Origin of the sequence: Virgibacillus proomii, assembly GCF_018916875.1 — a bacterium.
Taxonomy (GTDB): domain Bacteria; phylum Bacillota; class Bacilli; order Bacillales; family Amphibacillaceae; genus Virgibacillus; species Virgibacillus proomii_B.
The window spans coordinates 167,081-186,469 of sequence record NZ_JAHLNO010000004.1 but is presented as its reverse complement, the minus strand read 5'-3'; the positions used below and the strand labels follow the sequence as shown (position 1 = coordinate 186,469).

Sequence of the window (19,389 nt, the reverse complement as noted above, 5' to 3'; positions counted from 1 at the left end):
CCTTGAAGCAGTAAGCAGTAAATCAAAAACTAAGTTCGCACCCTCCTTGAATAACCGCGATGTTTCGCTGTCGTAGTTCTTCTTGTCCTTGAAAAAGAAAAGCGCTTTTTCTGCGTTGATGCTTATTCAAGCAGTCTTCTTACTCCTTGAAAGGAAAGCACTTTTCTACGTTTTTAAACATATTTCTTTAGCATTTGACTAAGTGGTTCTCTATTGTTTTTTGAACGGTATTTCGATACCATCCTCAATAAACAATCCATTTAACATATCGATATAACTCATTGTATTTCGTATCCAGTAGAGATCAGGCTCCACTTTAAACAAGTGGGTATCGTGTTGATCATCAAAGGATATAATATGGAAGTTCATACCTCGTTTAATCGTAAAGCGAGTTTGATTTTCATCAAAAAGTTGATAAGTCCCCTCTATATGATCACTATTGTTTGCTAACATAATACGGGGATGTTTTGGAGCATTAGGTTCTTTACTGTCTTGAGATTGCTTTAAGAACGCTAATATTTGTTGCTCATAAAAAGGGCTTATTTCTTCATTAGTTAAGAGAATAGTCATTGTTTCATTTGTCAGAGAACATGAACAATGTGAAGAATAACCGGGCCATCCGCCCGAATGACCAAATGAATTCTCTTGAATTATAAAGCCATAGCCATATTTGTCATTTAAAGGAGTAGGAGTTAATGCGCGTTTTACAAGTTCCAGTGATACCAATCTACCTTGTATAAACCCTTTTAAAAATTTGGAAATCTCCTTCGCTGTAGAATAAATCCCACCATCACCATAAAAGTTGTATTTTTTATCAATATCTTTATAAATAGGATCTTCTGATAAAGGAATATATTTGTTATGAATATAATCAAATAGTTTACCGATAGCAAGTTGTTCAGGTCTTGGCTTTGTTGTAGTATATTCAAGTTGCAAAGGATTGGCAATCATTTTTTGCAAATAATCCTCATAAGAGTGTTTACTTGTTTGTTCAATAATTTTAGCTAGCAAGACATAGTTTGTATTAGTATAAAGCCAACCACACCCAGGCAGAAAATAAGGTTCTTTATTATTTAAGATCCCTTCAATCCCTTCTTGAGACGAAAAGTACTCTGGAATACCAGATGTATGGTTTAGTAAATGTTCAATAGTTACATTTTTAAAATTTTTAGTACAAAACCATTTTGTCAGCTTATCCTCAAAACGAATCAAATCTCTTTCTATTAACTGTAGTATCATCACAGACGTGTACATCTTACCCACAGAAGCAATGTTAAATAATGTATTTTCTGTAATAGGTACTGAATTATTCATATCTGCAAAGCCTAATGTTAAATGTAAGCTCTCGTTTTTATCCGTCTCTACATACACAGTACCATTAAATTGTATTCTTTCAAGCGTAGAATAAATCGTATGATGCATATTTAAGCCTCCTAATTAAATTAGATATCTAATATATTTGATATGAAGAATTCACACGAATTCTTCTAAAGCAATCTTTTTTAATTTCTTTGTAATTCGTTCCAGTTCATTTAGTTCTGAGAAAGTCAATTTAGAAAATAGACGGTTAGCCACAGCCCGTTCAACATGCTCTTGTTTCTTAAAATACTCCCACCCTTTAGTACCTAATGTGATAAAAATTTCACGGCGATTTTCAGGGTTAATCGTACGATGAATGAACTGTTTTTTCTCCATCTTAGCAATAAGCTGACTTACTGCACTAGAACTAATGTTCATTTCTAAAGCAATCTCACCTACATTGATTTTTTTAGCAAAATAGACAATATCTAACAGAACAGCTTGTTGCGTAGTAATATTACTAGCTAGATATTTTTTATAGTGTTTGTAAATAAGACGATTAATGGCATAATCAGCTTCATTAATTTGTCTTACTTGTTGATAAAGTTCCAATCAGATCACCCTCAAATATATTAGATACCTAACATGTTAGAGGATAATCTAAAAAAAGTCAATATTATTTAATAATAAATGATAATCACCTTGGGTTGTTTCACCATGACTATAAGCTACACGGCTTTTAATACGGTTGATGTAAATAAAGGTAACCAAAATGCAACGTTATTCTATATAAATAACACAGTTTTTTAATTATAAAGGATATGGGATAAAGCGAGTAAAAGAAAATGACCGCTAACAGGTGGACATTCTCGTTGCTCCAAAGAATTTGATGTATATCTTTTTATCATGGGAACAGATTGGATGTAGGTGGTAGACCATTACTCCATTACTTTAATTCTGCTACTTGGTTTCTGAATGAAATTCCATGATTGATAAGTTCTTTGCCGCGAAAGCCTTTGGAGATACTATATATAACAAGCCTTGGAGATACTCCTTCTGGCCTCTAAGAATATTCATTGTATACTACAATCTTAAGATAACGATTTCGATCTGAGTGATATCTGCTTCCATAGGAATGTAAAGAATCTTTCATTGATTTGTTTACATGCTGGGAAGGTAGTGGTGAGGTCACCATGAAGGAGATAGTTTGTAGATAGCATCATTTATTTATATGTGTTTCACTATCTATAGGAATGCTTAACGTATAAAATTGTTATTTGGACTCCAATGAAAAATATTTTTTACCATCCATCCTTAAAACTCGAACTCAAGTGTCTTACATTTCGACTCAAACTCAAACCCCAGTTTTTTTCCTAATTGTTTCGACTCGACATTCGTTTCAAGCGTTGACCAGTGCGGTGTTATCCCATTTTCAATACAATGCTCCAAATACACAGTACATACCAACGTTGCCAGACCTTTATTCATTTCTTCTTCATCATATGTTTCTACACTTATCTCATGATCTTTTTCGTTCACGCAGCAGGACAAGCAAGCACTGATTATTCTATTTCCTTTCATAACACAGTATCCGAAGCTCTGATGAAGAAAGTCATCCACTGAATACCAAAATTCACTTAAAACATCAAAAATTATTTCATCCGGGTCGTTACTAATGACTTCAGAATCAATTTTTTTTATGGTATATCCATCTGGTAAGGATTTATAACTTTTTTTCAAAGAATTGAAACGACTTTTGTTAAATTGATAATATATTTCATAATCTATTTCAAAATCTCTATGAGAAATAACATCTCGTAGTACTTTTTCCCACGTTTCATCCGTTATAACCACTAGAAAATAAGTTCCCCCACAGGATTCATAAGTATCTATTTTCAATTGGTTTTCAATAAACTCACGTAGATGAGAGATAAATTGTTCATTGGAAACATCCCCAATAAAGATACTACATACCCCTGTTACATCTATCAATGCTGTTCGAGGTTGTTCCACATCATCTACGTAAATCGTTCCCCTATTGGTAAGGTTAATAATCGCATTAAGAGTTAGATCATTTTTTTGCTCGGGTGTTAATAGTGCCCGTATCTTTTGATAGTTTTTCTTCTCAAGTTTATGAATCATAGTATAAACTCTAATCTCTTTTAAAAATCGATATAGAATTGCTAAGCGTTGATGTTATCTTTCTGAAAGAGAATTTACCAACTGCTCCCCCCCTTCCCGACTAAGCAAATAAATGCAAACGCAGACAAACCGTATGCTTATAAAGAGATTTCCAATGTTCACACGCGTCATGTACCATTATTTTATCTTGAAAATTTGATTCTTGAAATTGGGCACCACCTATTGAAAGATGTTGAATTGGGTGATTTTCCAAGTATTGAAAGTTCTTCGTAATCGCTTTTCAATACCCAGTATAGCAGTAATTGTAGAGAAACCCCCTGTGCCATTAGGCCCCATGCCAACCCTACAACCTTCCCTGGTCTCTACAATAAAGGTAATACAATCAACAGGCTTTCCTTGTACCATATCTAGCAGATAAGTTGTTGTATGCACAACATCGATCCTGCTTTCTAAGCTTCATGTAAGGTTGCTATATCAAAGAGTGTCAGGGGTGGTGTAACCTTGGAGCCTTTTTATAAATAGTGGAGTGATCACGTTGGAAAAACAGCACTTCGATCTGTCCTTAAAAAATCTCATAGTTCACATGTTTACTCTAGTATAACAAGAACGGTACGAAGGACAATTCGATTATGTATCAATCTAATCGTTACTCTATTACATTAGGAACGTCTTAAATAATAAGATAAATTTACATTAAAATCCTTGCAAAATCATTGCATATTTTCCCAATGTATGTATACTTTAAAATGGATTTACCAATATTATGTAAGTAATTCATCTTTTACTAGAGTCTATTTTGGTAAATCTATATAATTTTCTAGAAGGGAGAAGCATAATTTGGTATTCAGAGTTTCGCTTTCAAGATCACTGTTCCTTTTAACCAGCCTTTTAATCGCAATAATATTTATGATGGCTTTTTCAACTAAAGTATCAGCTCATGGTTATGTTGATTCTCCTAAAAGTAGAGCTCTACTCTGTAAAGAAGAAGTTAATAAAGATTGTGGAGCTATTATTTATGAGCCTCAAAGTTTGGAAGGTCCAGGTAATTTCCCTATTCAAGGGGTACCTGATGGGAAAATTGTTAGTGCAGGTGGGATATTTCCTAACCTCGATGAGCAGTCATCTACCAGATGGGCAAAAACCCCAATAAAAAGTGGTATGAATACATTTTCTTGGACTTTAACTGCTGCTCATGCTACTAATAAATGGGAATATTATATTACAAAAGAGGGGTGGGATCCTAATCAGCCATTAAAGCGTTCCGATTTGGAACTATTCTGTACGATTAATGACGGTGGAAAGCGCCCAGGCTCTAGAGTAAGCCATAACTGTTTTGTACCGGAACGAAGTGGATACCATGTTATCCTTGCTTATTGGGAAATTTATGATACTGCCAATGCATTTTATAATATAATTGATGTTGACTTTGGTGGTAATTCTAATGAGCCTGATGATCCCCCAGTTAATTCTGACGAGATGCCTGCTTGGGATTCAGCTAAAGTGTATGTAAGTGGAGATAAAGTTTCTTATAATGGTGCCATTTATCAAGCAAAATGGTGGACCAAAAATGAAAAGCCTGATCAATCTCAAGTTTGGGAATTAATAAGCAAAAATGATAATGACCATGACAATCCCGTTGATAATAGCGACACCCCTCCTTGGGATCCATCTAAAGTATATCTTGCCGGGGATAAGGTAATCCACAATGGCGTTATTTATCAAGCAAAATGGTGGACATTAGGTGATACTCCTGACTCTAACAATGTTTGGAGAATTTTGGATTAATTAGGTTTAATCCATGCTGAAAGAACTAAAAAAATACAGTACATTATTTCATGAATACGACTATAAGTTAGCGAAAAATAATGTGCTGGTTTGCACATGGTTTTATACTTAAAATGTTTTAACTAAATTATTGGAAGCTGTATCTTTTTATGATTGTTACAAACTTAAAGCCACCAGTGTGAACTGGTGGTTTTGAGTTATGAGTATAAACCGGATAATACATTTCCAGTAATAATATCAAACTTCAATAACATTTCATATGATCCATATCAGCTGTTAATATAAAAACTCTTATCTCAAGTAAAAAATTAACTGTAAGTGTCCAAAGTATTACTTCAAGAACCAGATTGTTTAATAATCTAGTTGCCGCAAATATAAAATTATTTCATCTTTATTAGTTTTTTTCAGTTTATATTTTCGCAATTTACTTTCTATGGTCTTTATTTCGTCGGGCTTATTACTAAATTTATTGGCTAATTGATAAAACAGCTCTGCTAAAATATTGCTAGTACCGGCTGAACCTAAGTCAAAGCCTAATGTTTCTTTTTCAGAAAGTGAGTGATCTGCTAATTTTATTACTTCTTTTTTATAATCACCTTTAATCAATATATAGGGTTCCTTATTTTTTAAAGCCATTAACAGGTCATCCTTATTAGCAGCTACAAACACAGTATCACTTCCCCTTATATCCTTTAACAGTTATACGGCTTTCTCTAAAATTGTTAACGTATATTCTTTGTAATCTATGATTAACTCTAAAGTTTTATTTAGTAATATTGCTAATTACATTTTAGTATCATATTGCAAAACAGTCAAATATGTCAGATAATTATGACCTCATAATTCATACTGCCCAACTAGCGCACTAAAAGAGAAGGAAAGAAGTTTTACAGAAAAGCCAACAACCCCCGCAGCATCTTCATGGATTACTATTGTATAAAGTGCACGTTTTGTAATAAAAAAATAAAAAAACAATCCCATTACTAAAATAAATAATTTGGTTAGAGGTTACAGTAACAATAGACCCAAATAAATATTGGTTCATGGATTTAGCTAACTGTCATTAAACAAAGTGCTAAAAAGATAAGCCAGCAGCCATCATGATAGCAATTGAAACATCTGAATAACTTTTAAAACGATATCTCAGCACTTCAATCAAAATGAAGTAAGTTCATAGTTTCAATGAAGCTATTATTAAGTATTTTAAAGCCGTGGAGAGGTCAGAGAGTGATGACTAAAAATGCACGTTTAGCCTATATACTTCAAGAAATTTCTTCCATTTTTTCGCAAACTTTTTTAACTCTTTTAATTGTTTAGCACTTGGCTCATATCTTGAGATAAACCTGCAATAGGAATTTGTTTAAAACCATATGAATCAGCTAAGTATCCAAAAGCTGCATGTTGTGTAATAGTTTCTTTATTTTTCACACTCTTTAGGACGACTCATATTGTTCATCTAATTTAAAAATATATCTAGGTTCATAGTATGAAGTTTTAGTAGAAAAGCACATTGGGAACGATATTTATTACTTTAAGATGCTAATTACTTCCTCGGTCGCTTTTGCGATAAGTTCATCGTTTGCTTCGGCATCTTCTTCAGCTTGGCTGGAAAGAACAGCGAGAATAATAGGGTCTTCGTTTGGTGGCCAAATGATACCTATGTCATTACGAGTCCCATAAGACGCTGACCCTGATTTATCGCCAACTCCCCATCCTTTAGGGACTCCTGCCCGGATTAAATTATCCCCTGTTGTATTTCGCTTAAGCCAATCCACCAACAAATCCTGTTTCTCTTTTGTCAGAGCATCGCCAATAGTGAAAGAATACAGGCTGGTCGCAAGTGCTTTAGGAGTACTCGTATCCCTTGTTTCTCCTGGCTTTACCTGATTTAAATATGGTTCAATTCTTTCCGGGTTAGTCACATCGTCCCCGATGTCACGCAGTGCTTTCTTAAAGCCTTCTGGCCCACCTATCTGTTCTAATATGTGGTTAGCTGCAGCGTTATCGCTATACCGGATCGAAGCATCGCTAATTTCCCTCCATGTCATCTGTTCACCGACATGTTTTTCAGTAATTGGGTTATAATTCACAAGATCATCTTCTTTGATCAGAATACCTTCCTCCAGTTTATTTATATCGTTCTGCTGCAACAAAACACCTACTGAAAGCACTTTATGCGTGGAAGCATAAGCAAACCGATCCTCTGCTCGATAAGATACAATTTGATTAGTACCAGTGTCCAGTGCGTAAATACCGAGTTTCGTATCATATTCTTCCTCCAGCTTACGGAATACATCTTTTTCAGTTATCGCTTTCCTTTCTTCCTTGGATTCATCACTACTTACTTTCATCTCTTTGTCTACACAGCCAACAAGAGCAACAAAGATAAAGAGTAAAGTAATAACTTTCCATTTACGTAGCATATTTATCAAAACCTTTCCCTTTTCAATTTTTTGCTAAGCTATACATATAACGCAAAAAACAATTAGTCTTTTTACTAAAAATCACCTCTTTGTAGTACATTATTATCATGTAATAACAGATATAGAGTGAAACTTTATTCAGTAAGACTTTTTCTTCATCCCCTACTGATCAAAGGCTGTAATCGAACGTCCTTAAAAAAGAAAACGCTTTTTCTGCGTGCGATACCTAATCAGAGGTCTTGCTTATCTTTGACATAAGAAAATCCATTTTTCCGTGTGCAATGTGCCGCTGTCGAACCTTTCCTGGTCCTATCAATTCAAACGAATCTGTTTTAGGTACCCTTATTACTTAGACTTCTTCGTATTAACTTGTGAGACGGGAGTATTACGCTCAGTTAGGTGCGGGATCATTTTAGATTACATTTGTAATCTAATATTACATATGTAGTCGTGATTGTCAATTAAAATAAAGTGAAACTTCATTCAGTAGAAGTTTTCTTCCATCTCCTACTGAATGTTAGTACCTAGAAGGGTATGACCTAAAGGCCCTTGAACGAATTGGGCATTTAGGTGCCGTTTTCTCCCACTTAGAACCTTTTTTACCAACTCAGGCTCTTGAAGTGGGAGTCTTACGGCACCTTACATACGGGATAAAAAACACATAATGCAAAATGCTTACTGATTTCCGAATCGAGGAAGTATGCTCCTTCAGGGTGGGATGAGAGTGAGGTCGGACTACTAAAAGACATAACGTTTTTGTTTTACTCTGTATCCGTATCCGAAAATCTTGTATATAAATGAGTACGGACGAACAACACAACCAAATGATTAATCAACTATCAGTCTTTTTGTCCTAAATACATGAGAACGTATCGAATGAAACAATTAAACGAAATGTTGAACAATAACAACAAAGGGGGTGAATCCTATGTCTCGAACGATAAGTGTATAATCAAATTGCTTTCAACAAAAGAACAGGCTTCTATTTTATACCGAGGATGAATCGATCGTATTTTTCTATCATCAACACCTTACATCTGAAAGGCTCGCTGAAAAGAAAAGCATAAAGAAATCAAGTAAGGCTATACTTCCTATATTGCTGTTAAAAATTAGGCTTTCAAAGGATGCTAAAAAGTGTTTAAAATAAGTGAAGAAAAGTAAATATACTTTGTTACTGTCTTGAAAAAACTGGTTTGTATATGGGATAACCAAAACTATTCTTTTGCCTTTACATACACTCAATGCCAATTATGGTTGATAAAAAGTGAAGAAAACAACTATTCGTGTTTGATAACGATAATCATAACTTTGATTTGCTGAAACACAAATTAGGCAAGCTCCGGGTATTTAACATAAAGTATTCATCCTAATGATTCATCATCTTACCAGAACTTACATTGCCAACGTCTGTATCATCTTCCTGATCAACCTTCAACGTCTTTATAAAATTAATAAATGTCTTGTTTTGCAAATAGAATTTTTTTAATATTCTACCTTTCCGGGCTCGTGACTTACACCCTAGAAATTATGCCTATACTGGGTAAACCCAAAAATTCCAAAGTGAATTGAATTCACTTTGGACGACTAAAATAACATTACCTAATTACCTTTTTCTTCTCTATGCCTAATTAAGCTCTCACACCAAGTGCGTTCATTCGATAAAACTCGGTAAGTGACAGATACTGGCTACATTCCGTGCTACTCCTTCGAGAAATTCTGCACCATTCGTAATAGCTTCTTCGAGTTGGCATGGTCCAGGAGTGATGCTGAATGCTGCATCGATACCATGCTCAAATACAGCTTCATAACCCTTTCCTAGTGTACCGCAAAGGGCAATCACTTTTGCTACACCGTTTTGTTTTGCAGCTTTTGCTACTCCAATTGGTGTTTTTCCATAGATCGTTTGTCCATCCATCCTGCCCTCTCCAGTTATTACTAGATCAGCATTTGTCACACGAGCAAAAAAGTTTGTTTCTCGTAGCACAATATCAATTCCCCGTGTTAATTTAGCATCAAGTACCGCTAATACTCCCGCACCAAGCCCCCCTGCAGCACCTGCACCAGGAATATCCTTCACATCCTTTCCGGTAGCTTTAGAAATTACCTCATGAAAATTTCGTAATGCATCATCTAATTGAACAATTATTTCCTCAGTTGCACCTTTTTGCGGTCCATAAATGGCACTTGCCCCATTAGGCCCAAGGAGTGGATTATCGACATCGCACGCAACCTCCACCTCTACAGACTTTAAGCGAGGATCCAAATTTGAAAGATCGATGTCAATTAAATCGATTAATGCCCCACCTCCTCGGGCTAGTGTCTTATTTCCGGTACCGTAAATGATGCCACCAAGAGCCTCAATCATTCCTGCACCGCCATCATTTGTTGCACTACCACCAATTCCTAGTATAATTTTAGATACGTCTTTATCTAAGGCTGCTTTCATTAATTCCCCTGTACCAAATGTCGTTGTTTTTAATGGATTACGCTTTTCTTTCGGGACAAGATGAAGACCAGACGCTTCAGCCATTTCGATTACAGCTGTTGATCCATCACCAGAAATCGCATACGTTGCCGTCACCCTGTTGCCTAACGGTCCAGTTACCTCTTTTTCATAGAGCGTCCCCTCTAATCCATCTGCTAAAGATTGGGTTGTTCCCTCACCACCGTCTGCCATCGGTATTAAATCAATCTCAATAGAATCTTGGTAAACAGAGCGAAACCCACGTTCAATAGCCTTCGCTGCCTGTTTTGCTGTCATGCTTTCTTTAAATGAATCCGGTGCTATTACAATTTTTGTTTTTGCGTTCATAATCTCTCTTCCTCTCTGTCCTTGCTGAAACAAGTTTACTTACAACAAACAATCCAACTTTCTATAAAAACCACTGGAAGACACCGTAAATCAACGTTGAAACCACCGCCATTGTTATACCGACTAATGATTCATATGGGATTAGTTTCAAACGTTCTTCAATCTGCATTCCAACACTTCCTGCAGTTGCGTGAAAGAAACTACCATGTGGCATGTGATCAAGCACTGTTGCACCTGCATGGATCATTGCTGCTCCGGCCAAACCTGCTACTCCTGATTCTAGAATCGTATTTCCGAAAACACTACTTGCTACAGCAGAACCTGCTGTTGTTGATGCTGTTGCTGCTGACATGAACACACCTGAGATTGGTGCTAAGGCAAATGCCGGCAAACCTAAGTTTTCCAAAATCCCGACTAAAGCCGTGTCCAGTCTTGAATTTGTAATTATACCTGCTACTGCTCCTGTTCCAATTAACAAGATTGCAACCGGTGCCATTTTAGCTAATCCGCTTTTTATATACTCATTCGTGCTGCGCCATTTCCCCATTGCTACAACACCTACTAAACCGCCCACAGGTAATGCGATCATTGGATCAACATTTATATTAAATAACGGTCGTAACACAAGTAATAAAATGGCTACAATTGGAGCTAGTGCAGCTGTATATATAGAAGGTAAAGATTCAGCTGTAGATTGCTCAATTTCACTCAACTGAATAGCAGTACCTTTAGAAGAGACTCTTTTTGCTAATATATAGGTTACAATAAGTCCAATAATTGCTGGAATAATCCCTGCTGCCATTACGGATGTTAAAGATACATCAAATGCGTCAGAAACTGCAATCGTATTCGGGTTTGGGGACATGATATTACCAGCTTTACCTCCACCGATCATGGCAATTAGAATTGCAAACCTTGAAAGTTTTGCTTCTAATGCTATAACAAGTGCAATCGGTGCCACGGTAATAACTGCCACATCCACAAACACACCCACTGCTGTCAAGAGCATGGTTGCAATTGCCAAAGCAAGCAATGCTTTCGTCTGACCAAATTTATAAACAATTGTCTGGGCTAACTTAGATGCTGCACCTGACTCAATCAGCACACCCGCTAATACACCAGCAGCTAAAATTCTCAGTACGGCTGGCATAATACCTTGAGCCCCGTCAATCATTAGACTAACCGTTTCTACTAAGTTCGCACCACCAATAAGACCACCTACAATTCCACCAGCAACTAGTCCATAGACAGGTGGTACTTTTTTTAAAATCATGACAATTGCTACTAATAATCCAATAATTGCTCCCAATGCACTTACTTCAATATCCATTACATTTCCTCCTCATTGATAAAATGTAGTAGTTTAGTACACCTATATATCTATTGTAAGTGCAAAACATATAGCAGGTCATTGTGCGAATGAACACAAAGAGGGCGTTTTCATTTTTGTGTTTTATGCAAATGCACTATCATATCGATAACTGATAAAGTATTTGTCCTATTTTTAGTTCAATAAGGTCTTGTAAATTCTTTGGGTTCTTTCCAGTGATCTCATAAATCTTATCCAACCTGTATGCTAATGTATTCCGATGAATAAATAACTTATCTGCAGTTTTAGCCATTTCCCCATTTTCTTTAACGTAAGTAGTAAATGTTACGTCCAATGATCTACCATCACTTGCAGCCAATAACTTTTTATAAATAGCACTAATTTTACCCGCTTCCTCTCTTGCTTCATTTAAAAAGCGATAACACAGAATGGATATTCCTAATGTGTGTTGATCCCAAACACCGCCTTCTGGATATAAAGTTTCTGCAGTGTCTTTAATGATCTGTGCTGTTTGGAAGGACTGTCTCCAGCCTAGGAATCCACTTGCAAACGATCCTAATGCTATTGTTAAATTTGAAATCGGGGCATGAGATAATTTTTTCTCTATGAATTCTTTTAATTTATCATCTGTATCTAGATATGGGATCTGTTGCTTTTTTAAGATAACAAATTGATTCGTGTACAAATGAACCATTTCGTCTCCTTTTGTTACCAAAGTCGTCGCCCATTTTTCTATTTGTTTCACCAGTTGGACACTTGTTATATGAAATGGAACGGAAAGGAGGATAATTGCAAACGTCTCATTTGTATTTATTTTTAGTGATCGCGCCCTGTCTAATATGTACGCTTTTTCTTTTTCAGACCCTAGTAGCAAATGGGATATAACATCATCACGCATTCTGGCATTTCGATCTATTTCTCTTGTCAAAAAAGCCTGTTCCAACGTTAATTCGGCTCCCATTTGCACCAATTTGGAAAAGCCCCTGATCTTTTCTGGTTCACCAGTGATACCAATGACACCAACAATATCGTCGTGAAATCGAATTGGTAAGTTAATCCCAGGTTTTGCCCCTTCCCACCGGTTCGCTTCACTTGAGTTAATCTCTATTGTTAATTTCTGTTCAATTGCTTTTCGCGCTCCGTTGTGAAGTTGCCCAATACGCCCCGAATCCCCTGAAGCAAGAATCGTCCCTGTTCTATCCATCACATTGACATTCAAATCTAGTATAGACATGGTTCGCTTTACAATCTCTGAAGCAAGCTGATCTGTTAACATAGGAAAGTCCTCCCTCTATATCTTTAAAATTCTCTTGTTTCTCTAATTACTTAAAGATATGATAATCGAATAATCGATTTACTGATTCATTCAGATAAAATTTTTAACCATAATTTTTACACTAACGACTTAACTAGTTATATTTGGAATCGATTCACCATCCCCCTATATCTTGCCAAATTTGAAGTCCATAAATTCATTAGATCATTCTTACTGGAAATAGAGTTCATATTCTTGGAGACCATTTTAAATTTTTTGCTGAAGCTTCTCTTATAAAGTTTTATAATTTACAATTAGGAATCTAAACGGTTTTACAACGTAGCATCCGCCATTAGTAAAAAATACAATCGATAGGGGCACCCGTATTTTACTTTATTATATATTGATATTGTAATAAAGAGGAAAGGAGCACATATTTATAACAACTCACCGAGTAAAAAATTTAGAAAGGTAGAGAAAACATAGAAAGTAAAACGAGCAATATTGTAATACAGTTATGTACATAAGGCTTTCGTGGCTGATCAGCTTACACTAACGTCATAATAAAAAACTTTCAACAAAGAAATCACTCTGCTCAAAGCTTTTTAGCGGATAAAGTATATAACCTTATGTTATTTATATCATGACCATTTATCAATTTTCGTATTGATTTCGTAGACAAATAGTATATAAATTATTCATCCATAAGAAATTCTAAATTATCTAGATCTAAGTCCAAACGTTGTAACTGCTTCAGTAAGATTTCTTTTTTCACCTACCGTTTTCTTGAAACTTTTTTGAACAATATTCTGGATGAGCAACGATTGCTCCTTTTTCAATCCATTTTTTTCGATATAATTGAAAAGCAGCACCTAACATTTCTTTAGGTGTTACAATATAGCCTAAACCCACTTCATGATCTTCACTATAACCATATTCAAACCCACAGCAATCGCAAGAATCATATGAGCCAACACCATTTTCATCAAATGCTTCTTCTTTTAACCCATCGTAACCACACACGGTGCAAAGGTATTTTTGATTCATTTTGTCATCTCCTTGAGCATTATTGATTATCAAAATATTTCCTTCCAGCTTTTGAAAAATGTAATAATTTTAAGTTTAAATTAAAAGTTCATTTTTTTGAACTCTCGTTAAATAGTGTTGAAAAAAATGATTTTACTAGTCCTATGATAATCTATCATTCCTTGTTTGCTTCAAGCGTTATCTTAGATTCTTTAGAGGTTGACAAGTCAAACGAAAGGAACAACTATAAGTCATGACTGTTCAGTCAAGTCTAACTTGTTGTTAATTGTTGCATAAGCCATAGCAATGAAATTATCACTTGTTCAATATCCGCGTACCTTTCTTTTTGTTGCTTGAACTAAGCTATTTACCCCTTCCAACAAACCGTTTGTTATTTTCGTAACAACCCCCATCTCAAACTACCTGCTTTATATTTCTTTAACGTTTTGGCAGCATCCATTATGGGGTTGTAATTGAGAGCGAATAGCCCAGGTTAGTTAAGTGTTGACAACCAATCGCCTATTGATAGAGATTTCCAGTACATCATCATGGTTTTAAATGTAGGATAGATAAATTAGTAATGACACACAATATATCTCGAGTGTTGGGAAATGCATGAAGCACTAAAGACCCTTAAATCCTTTTTATTATTTCCCCTGTCTACTTAAACAAGGGGCTATTTAATGCTTACGGACGATTGACTTACAGCAGGGAAATAAATAATAAACTTAGACCGAAGCAAGAGTGTGTTTACCCCCAAAAGTTAAAGTTTTTATTATGCAGCTGATTGGCTGGATTGAGTTCGGTATTGGACCGGACTTAGTCCAGTCAATTTTTCTTTGGATCGTTCATTGTTATACCAGTAGATATATTCTTCTATTCTTCTTTTTAATTCCTCATAGCTTACTAGTTTTTCCCCATAATACATTTCTTGCTTTAAAATGCCAAAGAAATTCTCCATCGAGGCGTTGTCTGCGCAGGCTGCTTTACGTGACATACTTTGGAATACTTTATTTTTCTTTAATGTTTTCACCCATTGTTTGTGTTGGTAATGCCACCCTTGATCCGAGTGGACGGTAGTACGGTAGGTTGCGTGATTTTTTATGATCTCAATTGTTTCGTCTAAAGGTTCCATGACAAGATCCAATGTTGGACGCTTCTTAATTCCAAACGAAATAATTTCTCCATATAAAGGTCAAGAATAGGGTTTAAATACAACTTCTCTTCGCCTAGACATTTGAATTCTGTAATGTCAGTTACTAATTTTTGAAGAGGAATAGGTGTGTTAAAACGGCGGGATAGAAGGTTTTTCGCTACCTTTCCAACTTTTCCCTTATAGGAGTTGTATTTCCGAGATTTCCGCATAAATTTTACACATTTCAAACTTAATTCCCGCATAAGCCGATACACTTTTTTATGATTAACGCAATGTCCTAATTTCTTTAATTCCTTTGTGATTCGTTTATAACCATAGCGTTCTTGGAATTGCTTAAATAGGTGTCTAATGAGTTCTTTTATTTCTGCATCCGAATCTTCTTTCCCAAAGTTTTTTACATGATAGTGGTAGGTTGCTTCAGGAATACCCACAACAAGGAGAATATCTTTTAATCGGAATCCTTCTTTTTTGAGTTCGAATGCTAACTTTGTTTGTGCTTTTCGTGGAAGGCATTCGGATTCTCCCGAAAAGCTCTCAACTTTTTTAGGTACGCATTTTCTAGCCTTAGTAGTTCATTCTCACGTTCCAGTTCTTCTTCACGTGTTAACCTTATTTCTTTCTTTTTCTTTGGTTTATTGGATTTCTTGGACATAGAAGGTCGCCCCTTTAATTTTGGTTCCAGGCCCTCTACACCTTGTTCCTTAAATTCTTTCATCCAGCGTCTAATTAAGGAAGGGTTGTTCAAATTAAATTGAACAGCAGTTTCTAAAAAAGAAGCACCTGTCTTTAACACAAATTGTATCGTATCTAATTTAAATTGGACAGGATACATCTCCCTAGTTTGCCTTCTTTTTAACCCATCCATTCCCTGAGAATTATAGACTTTCACCCATTCAATTATTGATGTTTCGCTACCCATATTATATTTTTTTGCTAATGATTTATATCCTAGGTTGCCATATAAATACTCGGTGACAAGCTTTATTTTAAATTCTTCACTATATTTAGCCATAAAAACACCCCCGAAAATTAGATTTTCTACTCTAACTTTCGGGGGTAGGTACCGAGCCGTGCGCTCTCTCACTTATACAGTTCAGTTTACACTCCCAGGATTTATAAATGAGTTATATTTAAGTTTGCTAGATTACTTGATTGATCTGGGGAAAGTAAACCCAAAGCTTTTGAATGTTATATGTAGCCGTTACGCCCCCCGTGATACTGCCGTTTGTTTTTCATTAAATCCAGCATCCATACACATATTAGTAAATACTCCTCTCCCAATATGAGAGTTCATAAAACTATATTACCTTTACGTTTATTTAACCCTCGTAATAAAGATCTCATTGTTGTAGAAAACACCCAATAATTGAAAAATCCTAAGCTTTCTTCATTTCCTTCCATTCATATTCTAAAATACTCATTTCCCACAAACTCCAGTATTCTTTATTAATCTTTCTTGAATCTCGCAGTAATCCCTCTTTTTTAAACCCTACCTTTTCATAGCAAGCAATTGCTGAAGTGTTAAAATCAAATACACCCAAACTAACTCTATGTAATTCTAGTTTATCAAATGCAATTTTGAGAATTTCTGTCATCATTTGTACACCGATACCTTTACCTCTTGCATTTTTGTCTCCAACTAACACTTTTCCTACTCTCGCCGACTTGTTGTTTCTGTCTATATTTCCTAATGATATATGTCCTATTACATTTCCAGTTTCCTTATCTATAACACTGTAAATCAATACACTAGAATTATTATTGTTAGCGTCCTTAATATAATTTTCCAACTGTTGTTCAGTTAATGGAAAACTAAAATTAGGACCTCCCCATTGAAGTAAAAACTGTGGGCTTTTAATCCAATTAATAAGTTGTTGAAAATCTGAACGCTCGAAAAACCTTAATTCAATCATAATAATTCTTCCCTCATTCCATTTTATTCTTTTCCACAATATATCATATAAAAGTATTTCTTGTTAAACAATCCTGCCCCGTTAATTCAGTACCTAACACTTTAATTGTAAATTTCTGAAATAAGTCACAAAAGAAAAAGGTCATCGCCCTTTGATAACTTATCGTATTATGTTGGGGCTAGGATCCAGAATACTTACCACTCACTGTTATAAAGTCCATTCTATAATAGCTCATATGCTTCCCATACATTTCAAGCTATCAAACCTGAAATAAACCTTCCAAGATATCGAATGATTCAATATGACATTCATGTTGAACGCTTTGGATAGAATATATTTTAATTTAACCTTCTCGCAACACTTTTTATATTTTTTACACCCATTTATTTTTCCGTTTGTGTTCTCTATGTACTCATAGTTAATAAATATATTTATTGAGAGCTTGTTCAGTAAACGATTAATTACTTTTAAAGCATATATACATTCCAATTAAATATTATTTTTACGTTGATTCTCAGCAACATTATAAAAAATGACACTTTTAGAACATAAGTAGCAATCAGGAAAACTTATTTAAACATTTCCAGGGAGATTCCTGCTACTCTTGACAAATGTACGCACCGTTTATTTGCTTCATCATAAGCTATTATTGACTAAATAATTTCCCTTCAATATGCAGCTCTATTGACAGCAAGGAGGGGTTACCATTTGAAGGATAACGAGTATAAACCGAAGCAATTACTAACTAAACGGGAAAAAGAAGTATTCGAGCTATTAGTACAAGATAAGACAACTAAAGAAATTGCCCAGGAATTATTCATATCAGAAAAAACAGTTCGAAATCATATTTCAAATGCTATGCAGAAGTTGGGAGTTAAGGGGCGTTCGCAGGCTGTTGTAGAGCTCCTTCGCATGGGGGAATTAAAGCTCTAATCAACGCGGCTTTCCACTATGGAAAGCCGTGTTTGCTATAGTCTTAAATACACCACTAATATATTATTTAAAGAAGTTATTCGTTAAATCCTTACATACTTCAGACTACACTAAAATGCAGTTTGGCGTTCTGCATAATTTTTCAAAATAATTTAGTGGGCATTTCATCTTATTTGTGCTTTGCACTTGCAATCGAAGAAGCAACTTTCCCCCAACTCAATAAAACTCCTATTTTCTGCAATCACTTCATTCGTTGAGCCCATACTTGATTGAGGGACCTCTCTTCAATTATTGGTTATTACAAAAGACATACACGAATCGATACAATTCTAGTTTTTACAGTTCCAACAATGCTGCTCTCATTGCTTCTTCCAATGATACTGGCTTGCCTGTTTTTGCATGAATAGAGACAAGTCTCCCTCGTCCTGTTAAAGCTATTTCTTGTTTGTCGTCCAAAACCATATAATGAATGTCAACAGATGATCTGCCGACATGGTGCGCTTTTACATATACATGGATGGTTTGATCAAAGTACAATTCCTTTAAGAAATCACATTGTAGATAGATAATACCGGAATCCCCTCGGTATTCATATTGCCGTCAAGATGCCAACTGGTTTTAAAAATTCGATTCTGACCTGTTCTAAATAAATAAAGGCTGCTATATTGTTCATGTGTCCGAATAGATTTGTCTCAGAAAAACGAACTGTAACAGGGATGGAAAATAAAAATGTCGAGCGCCACTGATTTAAATCTTCTATATAAGAAATTCTCATGATTACGCTCACCTCTTCAACATATATTTTGTAATTTTGCCTTAAAATGCGCTCGTATCTAACTAATTTTCATGCTATTTAGTATGAACTCAGCAGGTGGTTTAAGATTTTTATACAAAGTGGCGGGTATGATAACGCTTATTGCATGAACCAATATCGTTTGTCCTGCCGTCTTGTCTCGTCATCATACCTGCCCAAGCTCCAAATCAAAAATATTTCCCAACATTAAATAGCGAGGAGCCAAATCATTTGAATACGTTGCTTCTCCATCAGAAATTGTTTTAATGGCGTGTACAGGTTCAGCGAAAAACAAAAAAACTTGCACTAGAAAATGCAACCGCTAATATGAATACCTTATACAGTTGTCTGGTTTTTAACAATAAACTACCCCTACTTATGTTGTGGAATATGAAAACAAGCGAGCTTCTCTTAACCAAAAAGGTATGAAAACACACGCCCGAGACGTTGCGCCAAGTGTTAAAAAAGCTTGGAAAAAGCAATCCATCATAAGAGAACGGAAATATCCAGCCAAATTTGTCC

The 19,389-nt window shown here is 35.4% G+C and carries 19 protein-coding genes and 1 pseudogene; 2 read left to right on the top strand and 18 right to left on the bottom strand.

Annotation, left to right across the window (positions count from 1 at the left end; all coding sequences use genetic code 11):
* Positions 1–210 precede the first annotated feature (210 nt).
* From KQI21_RS02085 to KQI21_RS02070, 4 genes are all read right to left on the bottom strand, one after another.
* The gene (locus KQI21_RS02085) at positions 211–1,422 is read right to left on the bottom strand and encodes a serine hydrolase domain-containing protein (RefSeq protein ID WP_216482348.1); all 1,212 of its coding nucleotides are present in this window, start codon (positions 1,420–1,422) and stop codon (positions 211–213) included.
* A 51-nt stretch (positions 1,423–1,473) separates the two neighbouring features.
* Positions 1,474–1,911, bottom strand: coding sequence for a MarR family winged helix-turn-helix transcriptional regulator (locus tag KQI21_RS02080; RefSeq protein WP_216482347.1), 438 nt, complete (start codon positions 1,909–1,911; stop codon positions 1,474–1,476).
* Between the two features lie 702 nt (positions 1,912–2,613).
* Complete coding sequence (locus KQI21_RS02075; RefSeq protein WP_216482346.1) at positions 2,614–3,441, bottom strand: GNAT family N-acetyltransferase; 828 nt, start codon at positions 3,439–3,441, stop codon at positions 2,614–2,616.
* A 219-nt stretch (positions 3,442–3,660) separates the two neighbouring features.
* Positions 3,661–3,873, bottom strand: coding sequence for a hypothetical protein (locus tag KQI21_RS02070; protein ID WP_216482345.1), 213 nt, complete (start codon positions 3,871–3,873; stop codon positions 3,661–3,663).
* Positions 3,874–4,278: 405 nt separating this feature from the next.
* Between KQI21_RS02070 and KQI21_RS02065 the strand changes: the two genes are divergently transcribed.
* A complete protein-coding gene (locus KQI21_RS02065) occupies positions 4,279–5,226 on the top strand; it encodes a lytic polysaccharide monooxygenase (RefSeq protein ID WP_253291247.1) in 948 nt (315 codons plus the stop codon).
* A 351-nt stretch (positions 5,227–5,577) separates the two neighbouring features.
* Here KQI21_RS02065 and KQI21_RS02060 read toward each other — a convergent pair whose 3' ends face one another.
* From KQI21_RS02060 to KQI21_RS02005, 12 genes and pseudogenes are all read right to left on the bottom strand, one after another.
* On the bottom strand, positions 5,578–5,895 hold the full coding sequence (locus tag KQI21_RS02060) for a hypothetical protein (protein WP_309245489.1): 318 nt from the start codon (positions 5,893–5,895) through the stop codon (positions 5,578–5,580).
* Between the two features lie 610 nt (positions 5,896–6,505).
* Positions 6,506–6,660: pseudogene (locus tag KQI21_RS16335) on the bottom strand (metal ABC transporter solute-binding protein, Zn/Mn family); the annotation flags it as partial.
* A gap of 92 nt (positions 6,661–6,752) precedes the next feature.
* Positions 6,753–7,649, bottom strand: a complete 897-nt coding sequence (gene bla, locus KQI21_RS02050) for a class A beta-lactamase (protein WP_216482671.1) — start codon at positions 7,647–7,649, stop codon at positions 6,753–6,755.
* A 1,651-nt stretch (positions 7,650–9,300) separates the two neighbouring features.
* Complete coding sequence (locus KQI21_RS02045; RefSeq protein WP_216482343.1) at positions 9,301–10,461, bottom strand: glycerate kinase; 1,161 nt, start codon at positions 10,459–10,461, stop codon at positions 9,301–9,303.
* A 61-nt stretch (positions 10,462–10,522) separates the two neighbouring features.
* Positions 10,523–11,791, bottom strand: coding sequence for a GntP family permease (locus KQI21_RS02040; RefSeq protein ID WP_216482342.1), 1,269 nt, complete (start codon positions 11,789–11,791; stop codon positions 10,523–10,525).
* Positions 11,792–11,930: 139 nt separating this feature from the next.
* On the bottom strand, positions 11,931–13,067 hold the full coding sequence (locus KQI21_RS02035) for a CdaR family transcriptional regulator (RefSeq protein ID WP_216482341.1): 1,137 nt from the start codon (positions 13,065–13,067) through the stop codon (positions 11,931–11,933).
* Positions 13,068–13,817: 750 nt separating this feature from the next.
* Positions 13,818–14,093 carry a hypothetical protein gene (locus tag KQI21_RS02030; RefSeq protein WP_253291246.1) on the bottom strand — a complete coding sequence of 92 codons (276 nt, stop codon included), beginning with the start codon at positions 14,091–14,093 and terminating at the stop codon, positions 13,818–13,820.
* A 302-nt stretch (positions 14,094–14,395) separates the two neighbouring features.
* Complete coding sequence (locus tag KQI21_RS16630; RefSeq protein WP_216482340.1) at positions 14,396–14,485, bottom strand: transposase; 90 nt, start codon at positions 14,483–14,485, stop codon at positions 14,396–14,398.
* Positions 14,486–14,847: 362 nt separating this feature from the next.
* A complete protein-coding gene (locus KQI21_RS02020) occupies positions 14,848–15,219 on the bottom strand; it encodes an IS3 family transposase (RefSeq protein ID WP_253291245.1) in 372 nt (123 codons plus the stop codon).
* Positions 15,195–15,659, bottom strand: a complete 465-nt coding sequence (locus KQI21_RS16625) for an IS3 family transposase (protein ID WP_216482338.1) — start codon at positions 15,657–15,659, stop codon at positions 15,195–15,197. The genes KQI21_RS02020 and KQI21_RS16625 overlap by 25 nt, the downstream gene beginning before the upstream one ends.
* A 50-nt stretch (positions 15,660–15,709) precedes the next feature.
* On the bottom strand, positions 15,710–16,240 hold the full coding sequence (locus KQI21_RS02010) for a helix-turn-helix domain-containing protein (RefSeq protein WP_216482337.1): 531 nt from the start codon (positions 16,238–16,240) through the stop codon (positions 15,710–15,712).
* A 364-nt stretch (positions 16,241–16,604) separates the two neighbouring features.
* A complete protein-coding gene (locus KQI21_RS02005; RefSeq protein WP_216482336.1) occupies positions 16,605–17,141 on the bottom strand; it encodes a GNAT family N-acetyltransferase in 537 nt (178 codons plus the stop codon).
* 708 nt (positions 17,142–17,849) lie between these two features.
* Between KQI21_RS02005 and KQI21_RS02000 the strand changes: the two genes are divergently transcribed.
* Positions 17,850–18,074: a helix-turn-helix domain-containing protein gene (locus tag KQI21_RS02000; RefSeq protein ID WP_010651078.1), complete on the top strand. Its 225-nt coding sequence runs from the start codon at positions 17,850–17,852 to the stop codon at positions 18,072–18,074.
* 336 nt (positions 18,075–18,410) lie between these two features.
* On the opposite strand, the gene KQI21_RS15960 is transcribed toward KQI21_RS02000, so the two are convergent.
* Entirely contained in the window at positions 18,411–18,611 is a 201-nt protein-coding gene (locus KQI21_RS15960) for an acyl-CoA thioesterase (RefSeq protein WP_253291244.1), read from the bottom strand.
* A gap of 52 nt (positions 18,612–18,663) precedes the next feature.
* Positions 18,664–18,849 (bottom strand): acyl-CoA thioesterase, encoded by a 186-nt coding sequence (locus KQI21_RS15955; protein WP_253291243.1) that lies wholly within the window; start codon positions 18,847–18,849, stop codon positions 18,664–18,666.
* Between the last annotated feature and the right edge of the window lie 540 nt (positions 18,850–19,389).